8 protein-coding genes and 1 pseudogene are annotated in these 9,675 nt (G+C 39.3%); 6 read left to right on the top strand and 3 right to left on the bottom strand.

Translation table 11 applies throughout. The features are described 5' to 3' along the window. Positions 1-163: 163 nt before the first annotated feature. Positions 164-985 carry a hypothetical protein gene (locus GNE10_RS26875; protein WP_185568453.1) on the bottom strand — a complete coding sequence of 274 codons (822 nt, stop codon included), beginning with the start codon at positions 983-985 and terminating at the stop codon, positions 164-166. Then, entirely contained in the window at positions 982-1,227 is a 246-nt protein-coding gene (locus GNE10_RS26870) for a hypothetical protein (RefSeq protein ID WP_244918088.1), read from the bottom strand. The genes GNE10_RS26875 and GNE10_RS26870 overlap by 4 nt, the downstream gene beginning before the upstream one ends. A 371-nt stretch (positions 1,228-1,598) precedes the next feature. Between GNE10_RS26870 and GNE10_RS26865 the strand changes: the two are divergent. Beyond that, positions 1,599-2,136, top strand: a pseudogene (locus tag GNE10_RS26865) (ISAzo13 family transposase); the annotation flags it as partial. A 750-nt stretch (positions 2,137-2,886) separates the two neighbouring features. After that, positions 2,887-3,891 carry an oxygen-dependent coproporphyrinogen oxidase gene (hemF, locus tag GNE10_RS26860; protein WP_185568446.1) on the top strand — a complete coding sequence of 335 codons (1,005 nt, stop codon included), beginning with the start codon at positions 2,887-2,889 and terminating at the stop codon, positions 3,889-3,891. 657 nt (positions 3,892-4,548) lie between these two features. Here hemF and GNE10_RS26855 read toward each other — a convergent pair. Continuing rightward, positions 4,549-4,707, bottom strand: a complete 159-nt coding sequence (locus tag GNE10_RS26855; RefSeq protein WP_185568455.1) for a hypothetical protein — start codon at positions 4,705-4,707, stop codon at positions 4,549-4,551. Positions 4,708-4,731: 24 nt separating this feature from the next. Here GNE10_RS26855 and GNE10_RS26850 point away from each other — a divergent pair, with 24 nt between their 5' ends. The 4 genes from GNE10_RS26850 to GNE10_RS26835 all read left to right on the top strand — a co-directional run bounded on the left by GNE10_RS26850 (position 4,732) and on the right by GNE10_RS26835 (position 9,666). Further along, positions 4,732-5,283, top strand: a complete 552-nt coding sequence (locus GNE10_RS26850) for an L-2-amino-thiazoline-4-carboxylic acid hydrolase (RefSeq protein WP_260447051.1) — start codon at positions 4,732-4,734, stop codon at positions 5,281-5,283. 5 nt (positions 5,284-5,288) lie between these two features. Further along, positions 5,289-6,710: an FAD-binding protein gene (locus GNE10_RS26845; RefSeq protein WP_185568441.1), complete on the top strand. Its 1,422-nt coding sequence runs from the start codon at positions 5,289-5,291 to the stop codon at positions 6,708-6,710. Between the two features lie 276 nt (positions 6,711-6,986). Further along, the gene (locus tag GNE10_RS26840; protein ID WP_185568438.1) at positions 6,987-8,414 is read left to right on the top strand and encodes a glutamyl-tRNA reductase; all 1,428 of its coding nucleotides are present in this window, start codon (positions 6,987-6,989) and stop codon (positions 8,412-8,414) included. Positions 8,415-8,577: 163 nt separating this feature from the next. Further along, entirely contained in the window at positions 8,578-9,666 is a 1,089-nt protein-coding gene (locus GNE10_RS26835; protein ID WP_185568436.1) for an aromatic ring-hydroxylating dioxygenase subunit alpha, read from the top strand. Positions 9,667-9,675 lie beyond the last annotated feature (9 nt).

Genomic DNA, 9,675 nt, shown 5'->3' with positions numbered 1-9,675 from the left:
CCCAACCCTCCCCTTGGCAAGGGGAGGGTGCCGTCAGGCGGGTGGGGTATCTGTCGCAAACATTTTTTGAATCGGTACAATCTTTTGGCACAGCTTTATAGCAAAAGCTTTTAATCCAAAATTGGTAAGCTGCTCAGAGCATTTTTGTGTTGACAGTTCACAGTCAACAGTCAACAGTCAACACTTCTCTAGTCTCTAACTTCAACTGATTCAATACCTGCTGTAATTCCACTTCTGAGATGTAATTTTCATTCAGCGAGCTAAAGTACAACAATGCAGTTTCATAGCAGGCAACAGTTATGTTTGTGCGCTCTTCTGAAGTTAGTGTTGCGGCTATTTTCAGTGTTTCCTCCACATGGTTTACGTCACTACCCAAACAACTGTGCATCCGCAAACAACGAGTAGCATCGATATGAGATGGTAGTATTGCTTCCACTAGTTGGATATGCTCTGCTTTGATATTCATTGCTAGACGTTCCATCGTATAACAATATCCAACACAACCAATTGGATCTGCTGTTTGCACGCTGCGAGTGAACAAATCTAGCAAAGCAATCGCATTTGGAGGAACCAATGCTTTGACTACGGCTTGTGCATCATATCCCATTGACTGAATATCAAGCAAGGCGAGGCGATCGTGACCTTGTTCTTCATGGGCTTTGTGTGCGGCCCACTGTGCTAAACTCCAGCGTCCCAATCGAGCAAAACGCCCAGCTGCTTCTTCCATTAATACCTCAGTGGAATGAGTTAAATGGTAGGAAGCGGCGAGTTGCCATATCCAGCGAGAGGGAGTTAAGGCGGGTGGCTTGCAGTTTGATAATGTATCTTTGGCAGCAGATACTATAGCTCTATCTAGAAGCTTGCGAGTCTGCAATACTTGGTCTGTGTCAAATATTAGTTGGATAAAGGGATTATTGCTCTTGAGGGTGGATTCGTTAGTGTTGTTAGGTTTGTCGATGTTAGTTGAACGGAATAATAGATTCATGGCAAGTTGCTTTCATGGGTTCTTTCGACCCATTCACGAATAAGGTTGTAAAGGATAAAGCGTTGCATAACCTCTCTTTGAGCACAAAGAACTTTAAATCGCGTCTTTAGGAAGGAAGGAATATATGCCTTAACATCTGTGATATTGTCTCGGTTCTCATCCAAGGTGTCAGTCATGAAAGAAGAAGTCGGGCCATCAGCCTGTACCCATTCGCTGATTAAGACTTGTAATACTTCACTCATCTTTAATCCATATTGTGCACACAACGCTTTGAACCGAAACTTAAGCACTTTCGGCATAGTACCTTTTATTACCGCATATGCCTCTTGGTTCTCCTTATACATCCAGCTTCAAAAAACGAAAATTCAAAAGCGCTTTGCAATCTAGAGTAAGTTTTCTGAAAAATTTCACCAGTAAAGACTAGTGAAGTTAAGGAAAAAGTTATTTAGTAGCGATCGGACTGCATGTATTTTGATAAAGCTTCCAGAAAATAAAATATACTAAAAAATAATAATAATCATTATCAATAAAGTAAAAAGAGGCTGCCTTTCCTAGCGTCTTCTTCCCTTTTGATAGTAAATTCAATGATGATTGAATTTTTGGATGAACACAGATGCCAGTAGAATTAACGGATTTACTAAAAAAGTTGTTGAAGGAAACTGCACAGCAATTAAAAGGTGCAGAAAAACGTAAATTTATGGCACAAACAGTTATGGCATTAGGACATGGAGGACAGTCTCTAGCGGAACGAGAATTGGGTTGGAATCGTGTAACTATTAGTAAAGGTATTAAAGAATTAACTACTAATATCACTTGTGTAGATAATTATCGCAGTAGAGGCCGTTATAAAGCAGAAATAAAACTGCCAAATCTTTTAGAAGATATCAAAAAATTGGTGGATTTACAAAGCCAGATAGACCCCGGTTCTCAAAGCAAAACTTTGTCTAAACGTCTTTCTGCTGCCCAAGTGAGACATCAATTAATTGAGAAGTTTGGTTATAATCAGGAAGAATTACCAACTTTAGAAACAATTCGTGTCAAGTTAAATGATTTAGGCTATTCCCTCAAGCGAGTTGGCAGTATTCCATCTCGAAAAAGTACCCGTAATCAATGTAATTTTTGAGCAATTATTTATAGTAAAACAAGAAGCCATAACAAGGGCGACTTATGAATGTATGTTTGTTTCAGAAGTGGCGATCGCTATTTTTATATTTAACAGTATCTAAATAATTAAATCCCACGCCTGAATAATTTTAATACTACAGCAGTTCTAAATAATTTATCAAATTTTGCTGCCCAGGCTGTTATTTGACTACAGTTAACAGTCAACACTTCCTGGTGCATGAAAATGATTATCAATTATTGATAATTGTATATTTTATTTTCTGTAATCTACTAAATATTGAAGAAAGGAAAATAATTGGCATAAAGCTTAATGATTCATAACAATATTTTGTCTTCTATCTAAAGATGGAGATATTAATTATGTTTAGGTTAAAAATCAGCTAAAAATAACTTATTGTTTAGTTAAGTAAAAACTGTGGTAAACACTGACTAGGAGTGTAACTAGTTAACCTCATTGAAGTTATGCTGTTTTTCTTCTCAAACCAGTCAGTTACTTTTTAATAATTTTTTTATAATTTTCCTAAAATTCCAGATCTTCACTAGTAAAAACTTAGCTGAAGAAAAAGAATAAATAATGAAAAGATTTAGCTGCTGCGAAAAATTAAAGTAATGAACGCACAAAGCTAGCTCTTTACTGACAAGACTTTTGCTACAAAGCAAACATACTTAATCGATGAAACCTCAAGATGAAAACTTGAGAAGTAACTTCCAATGTTTATAGATTCCAAAATTTCCTTTTCGCAAATAATTATTTAGTCACAACGAGGTCACTTGTCATGGTTCAAATTCTTGAAAACCCAGCAGTCAAGCAACCACCGGTTAGTAAAAGAGTTGAAAGTTTTTTGTTAGATATGTTTCATAATGTTTGCGAAGCTATTGAGGAAATAGATGGAACTAAGCTTCACGAACAACAGTGGACAAGAAATGAAATCGGCCAATGGGTACAAGGTGAAAACAATGATGGTGCTATCTACATCGACAAGTCTCTACGCAGTGGCAATGTATTTGAAAAAGTAGGCATCAACTACGTGTCAATGCAAGGTGAATTACCTCCTGGTGTCACCTTCCAAGGATCGGATGTTGTAATAGCTGACCCTGCAACCATAGCGCCAGATGCAAAAGGTACTTCTTTCTTTGCTACCAGCACCAGTGTTGTGATTAACGCATTTAATCCAATGGTGCCTACAGCACACGTTAACTATCGCTACTTTCAGTTGGGTGATGGAACTGAACCTGGTTCTTGGTGGTTTGGTGGTGGTGGTGATTTAACACCAATTTACTTATTTGAAGAAGACGCAGTTCATTTTCATCAATTACATAAAGCAGCTTGCGACCAACATGACCCAGAACTTTATCCACGTTTGAAAAAGTGGTGTGATGAATACTTTTATCTACCTCATCGCGGTGAGTGCAGAGGTGTGGGTGGAATTTTCTTTGACAATTTACAACACTCCGATGTTGAAACCCTACTTTCCTTTGTAAAAACTTCTTCTGAAGCTTTTATCCCTGCATATTTTCCTATTGTCAAACAACGCCAGGATATGGAGTTTACAGAACAGCATAAATATTGGCAGCGTATCAGACGCGGACGTTATGCCGAATTTATCCTATTACATGATAGAGGTGTGCGATTCGGATTAACAAGCGGTATTGTTAGTACCCAAAGTGTCTTGAATTGTATGCCTGGAGAAGCTTTTTGGAACTATAACGACCAACCGGCCGCTGATAGCGAAGAAGCAAAACTTTTACAGGTACTAAGAAATCCCCAAGAGTGGGTGTAAAGACACTCAACAGCAGCCGATAAAAAATGTTGGCTACTAAATCCTAATACCGTTTCACTGAAGATTGATACAGATAATACTTAAACTGTCACACATTTAAATTGCACATTTTTGGTGTTGGCTATTCGCTGTTGATGGTTAACAGTTAACTGTCAGCAGTCAATAAAGTTAATGAACAACTGTGCAATTTAAAAGCCTTACTTCTCACGGCGATTTGATATCACAAGCTGTGAAGCTAAAAAGTAATTTGTATCAAAAATTGAGTGAAATGGTATGAGAAGCGCCTAATTTTTACTCTTTAAATTTCTTTAAAGACAGCCTCTAAACAGGAAGTAACAAGGTGTTTATGGAAAAATTGCCGACAAGTTTTTTGCTAAAAATTAACAGAACGTTTCGCTGGTCTAATTCAAATGAATTCGCCAAATTTAAAGCTGAAATTAGCAAATTATTCCAAGTTCAGTTTTCCATTGAAGAATTGCAGGAAATTGACATTGTCTTCCTGTGCATGTTTATTAGTAGATATTTAACTTTGACAATTGTTTTACTTTACTTATGGAGTTCGATTCACGCTACTCCTGAATCACTAAAGACATGCTAAGCTGCCAACAGGGTTGAGCGTTGCGTATCTTTTGATTATTGGTTGTTAACTGTTGATAGTTAACCGTCAGTGATGGCGATCGCTGTTTCAAATATAGCAGCGATCGACCGTTGATTACCTTGTTTTTTCATATCATTTAAATAATTAACGAAAGCGGAGAACTGCCAATGGATAACGTAATCGGTATTGGCGACATTACCATGAACGACGTAATGCAAATGGATTCCTCAAAAGCAGTAAATATGTTTAGGAATCGATTTGCAGCTTACAAAAAGCTGGCAGATGAAATTGGAGAAGATGCAGCTTTTGAACAAATGATGTTAGCCTACCCCGCTCATCAAAAGGCGTTCATGGGTGCTTTCATCGACAATACCACCATAGCCAAAGGCTTTACCGATGCAATTCCCATCTTTCGGATTATGGGTTTCAACATGCAAGTTGTAGATATTTCCCAAAATGGAAAAGATGCGGCCCTAGAAATTCAACGAGTTTGTCCAGTGCTTTCAATTGCCAAAGAATATGGACTTGAAAGCCCTTGTCGAGTAATTTGTGAGATGGAACAAGAAGCAACCAGGCAAGCATTTCCTGGGATGAAAGCGGCAATTATTAGCAAGCAGGCAGATGGTGATTGCGTTTGTATGTTCAAGTATGAAAGACCTGCCAAAGAAGTTGAATTAAAGCCACAGGAAACACCAAGTTTCTTCTCTCATATTTTAGATTTGATTCGCTTGACTCCTAAAATCTTGCAGATTGGGATGAATCTTTTAAAAACATCTCTTTCTAAAGGATTGTAACTTTTATGAATGGCATCGTTCAAGACCTCAAGTGTTTGATTGCAGGTGAAGTCAGCGATAGTTTAGAACTTTTGACAGAAGTTTCCCAAGATTTCGGTGGTATCTACCAAAAATCTCCCCAAGTTGTAGTGACTCCGAAAAATGCTCGCGATATTGCCCAAACTGTTAAATATGCCAGTGCAAAAGGATTAGTAATTTCTTCACGGGCTGCGGGACATTCCTTGGGTGGTCAGTCTTTAAACCAAGATGGAATCGTTTTAAATATGAAAAATCTCGATACAATTCGAGATATTCAAAAAGACCAACTTTGGTTTAAAGCTGATGCAGGAACTTCTTGGAATCAAGTAGTTGATGCTTGTGTTCCTGATGGTTTAGTTCCTCCCGTATTAACCAATTATTTTGGTGTTTCTTTAGGAGGAACTCATTCTGCTGGTGGTATAGGTGCAGCGTCTTTTCTTTACGGAAATCAAGCTGATAATTGTCTTGGTGTAGAAGTTGTAACAGCAGAAGGCGACATTGTTTGGTGTACGCCTGAAGAAAATAGCGAACTTTTTAATCACGTACTTTGCGGTTACAATCAGTTTGGAATTATTACCCAAGTTCAGCACAAACTGAAAGTTTACCCTTCCCAAACCCGCACGTATTTGCTGTTCTATGATGATTTAGATGCTCTTTTGCATGACAAACGGATTTTAGTAACTGAACAAAGAATCGATCATCTCGTATCTTTTCCAGTTCCCTGTTTGCAAGGAATATCTAGAGCTACGGGATTCATCCAACCTTTGATTCAATGGTTTTATACTTTGCGGATTACTGTTGAGGCAAATTCTCTTGAAGAAATTGACGACAAACAAATCCTTGGCGGCTTAAATTTTTACCGTCATATTCATACTGAAGATTTGGGATTTGCACAATTCATCGAACCCATGATTCAAGTAGATAGTAAAGAAATTGCCCACCCTTGGATGGATGTTTTTCTTCCTGCTTCATCTGCTAAAGATTACATTGAAACCACTCTGAAAAAGTTACCGACTTTCCTCGATATTAGTAAAACGCAAATGGGCTGTTTTTGCTTGGTAAATCGCAATAACACCAAGCCCATGTTTCGTTTACCGCAAGAGGAAGAATTGATTGTTGGTTTTGGGATTTATCCCAGCATTCCTAAATCGCAAGTGCAACCCATTTTGGCTGAATTGAAAAAACTCAGCAACCTGAGTTTAGAAATGGGTGGAAAAAGATATTTAACTTGCTGGATAGATTTTACTATTCAACAGTGGCAAAGCCAATTTGGGGATTACTGGCCGAAAGTTAATGAAATCAAAAGCAAGTACGACCCCAAAGGAATATTTAACTCTGGCTTTTTTGAATACGAACACATTACCCACCAACTCATAGAGGATGTTGCTAAGTCTGCGATCGCAGTATAACTTATGCCATATCTCCTCAAAGACTGATTATCGAAGCTGATGTAGGGACAAGGGGACGCGGGGACAAGGGAGAAATTTTAAAAAGCGATGGCGAGAAATTCGATTCTTTGATTTGGAATATATGTTTCGCTTTTTGTCAACATACTTTTTGAAAAATTTAGATGCGTTTTCCCTGACACATCACCCGCTAACAATGAAATAAATACTTTCTTCCCACACTGCCTACTCCCCACTCCCCATGTTTCTTAAAAGAGGACAAACTTCAAAGGAGGAAACATGAATATTGCACTTGTAGGTCTTAGTCACAAAACAGCTCCAGTGGAAATTCGTGAAAAACTGAGTATTCCAGAAGAACGAATTGAAAACGCCATTGCCCAGCTGTGTAAATACTCTCACATAGAAGAAGCTGCCATTCTTAGCACTTGTAATCGGCTAGAAATTTACGTAGTTGTCAACAAGATAGACCAGGCCGCTGCTGAGGTGACTGAGTTTCTTTGCGAGTATAGTAAACTGCCCTTTGCGGACTTGGATCAATATTTGTTTACTTTGTTACAGCAAGATGCCGTTAAACATTTAATGCAAGTTGCTTCCGGTTTAGATAGCTTAGTGTTGGGAGAAGGACAAATTCTCGCTCAAGTGAAACACGCCTACCAATTGGTTCAGCAATACAACGACGGTTCCGGACGCATCCTCAATCAGTTGTTCAAGCAAGCCGTCACCACTGCCAAGCGGGTGAGAACGCAGACATCAATTGGTACGGGTGCGGTTTCGGTCAGCTCTGCGGCAGTGGAATTAGCCCAAATCAAAGTCGAAAAGCTATCAACTTGCCGAGTCACAATTGTCGGTGCTGGCAACATGGCTCGGCGACTGGTGCAACATCTCATTGCTAAAGGGGCGACGCAAATTTCCATTGTCAATCGTTCCATGCAACGCGCTAGGGAATTGGCCAGTCAATTTAGTGATGCGAGAGTGGAATATTATCCCCTGGCTGAATTGATGTCATTAGTGGCAGCTTCCGACTTAGTTTTTACCAGTACTGCTTCAGTTGAACCCTTACTGGACAAAGCTAAACTCCAAGGTGCATTGCAACCACAACAGCCTTTGATGCTGTTTGATATTTCAGTACCTCGTAACGTTGATGCAGACGTTAATGAGTTACCCCACGTACAGGTGTTTAATGTTGATGATTTAAAAACCGTCGTTGCCCAGAATCAAGAAAGCCGCCGTCAAATGGCAATAGAGGCGCAAGCATTAATCCAAGAGGATTTAGAGGCATTTCAAACTTGGTTGCGATCGCGAGAAACTGTTTCTATTATTAGCTGTTTACGAGAAAAAATGGAAAAAATTCGCGAACAAGAATTAGAAAAAGCTTTTTCTCGTATGGGGTCTGATTTTGCGAAAAAACATCAAGAAGCTGTGGAAGCCCTAACTCTGAGGATTATCAACAAAATTCTCCACGAACCGATGGTGCAACTGCGGACACAGCGCGATGTAGAAACTCAACGCCTTGTCCTGCAGGTTCTACAAGTGCTGTTTAATCTCGATACCAAAGAGGTGCAATCTAATTTTGTGTCTCAAACATCCTCTTTATCAATCAGCACTCTAGAGATGGCAGTGAAAAACATCAATGTTGCTCAAATGAGACTTGAAAGTATTGAAGTCCATACAAAAGTCGAAGAAGTTATTGCTCAAAGCGTAACTTAAGAAGGTTTTAGGGAAGTCCAAAAAATAAATTATTTGGGTTAAAGCGTTGGATGTTGACTGTTGACTGTTAACTGTGAACCGTCAACAGTCAACAGTCAACAATAGCAATGAAATATTTTTTACTTGGAAGTATTACTCTCAACAGGAATAGCAGGAAGCAAGCATGTTAAAAAATTTCTGGTACGCTTGTGAGTTTAGCGCAGCCGTTACCAAAAAGCCCAAACAAGTCCGGATATTTAATCAGAAATTTGTCTTCTACCGTAATGCTCAAGGACAACTAATAGCCCTCGAAGACCGATGTCCCCATCGTGGTGCTGCCTTGTCTCTCGGTTGGGTCAAAGATGATTGTATTCATTGCCCTTATCATGCTTGGAAGTTTCAAGCAGATGGAAAATGTATTGAAATTCCTGCTAATCAACCCGGAGTTCCTATTCCCAAGAATGCCCGCGTAGACAGCTATCCAATACAGGAAAAATACGGTTTTATCTGGCTATTTTATGGGGACTTACCAGAAAAAGAACGCCCGCCAATTCCACCCTTGCCAGAATTTTCCGACCAAAGGCTACAAAGAATTTTCTTTGAATACGAACTCAACGCTCACTATACCCGTACCCTAGAGAATGATATGGATATGTCCCACGTATCTATTATTCATTCCAAATCCTTCGGTAATGGGTTTGCATTAGAGCAAAAAATGGAAGACTACGAGTTGAATATAGGCGAATGGGAAGCTCACCTCAAAGTTAATGTTAGAGATTACACCAAAGCAAAAGATATTTTCGCGTTTGTTTTTCGCCCATTGCAAGCCAATGTCAAAGTAACTCTGGGCTTTTATATGCCCAATATCACGCGGTTAGTGGTGGACTTTGGTCGTGGCAAACTGATTAATTTTACCGTCCACGTTCCTGTTGACGATCGCACCACCATTACCAAGCGAATTCAGTTTCGCAGTTTTTTAACTTTCCCTTGGGCAAATGGCATATTCCAACGGGCGGCTTACAAAGTTGTCATGGAAGATAAGGCAGTGGTGGAGTCTGAATACCCGATGACAGTCCCCGATAAGTTGTCAGATGAAGTTCACATCCCTTGCGATAACTTATCCATTGCTTATCGCAAACTTCGTCAAAAATGTTTCGCTATGGGATGGGGAATGAAACCCGATGGAAACCAATTAAACCACTCCAATGGAAATTTAATTCAACCTTCTGTTCGGAGGGAAGAGGATTTAACGGTGTTGCTGAATAATGGCTGATGGGGGGAT

It is taken from the genome of Nostoc sp. 2RC (assembly GCF_014222165.1).
Lineage (GTDB): Bacteria > Cyanobacteriota > Cyanobacteriia > Cyanobacteriales > Nostocaceae > Nostoc > Nostoc linckia.
Note: the sequence above shows the minus strand (reverse complement) of the source record. Positions and strands in the feature narration are given on the sequence as shown.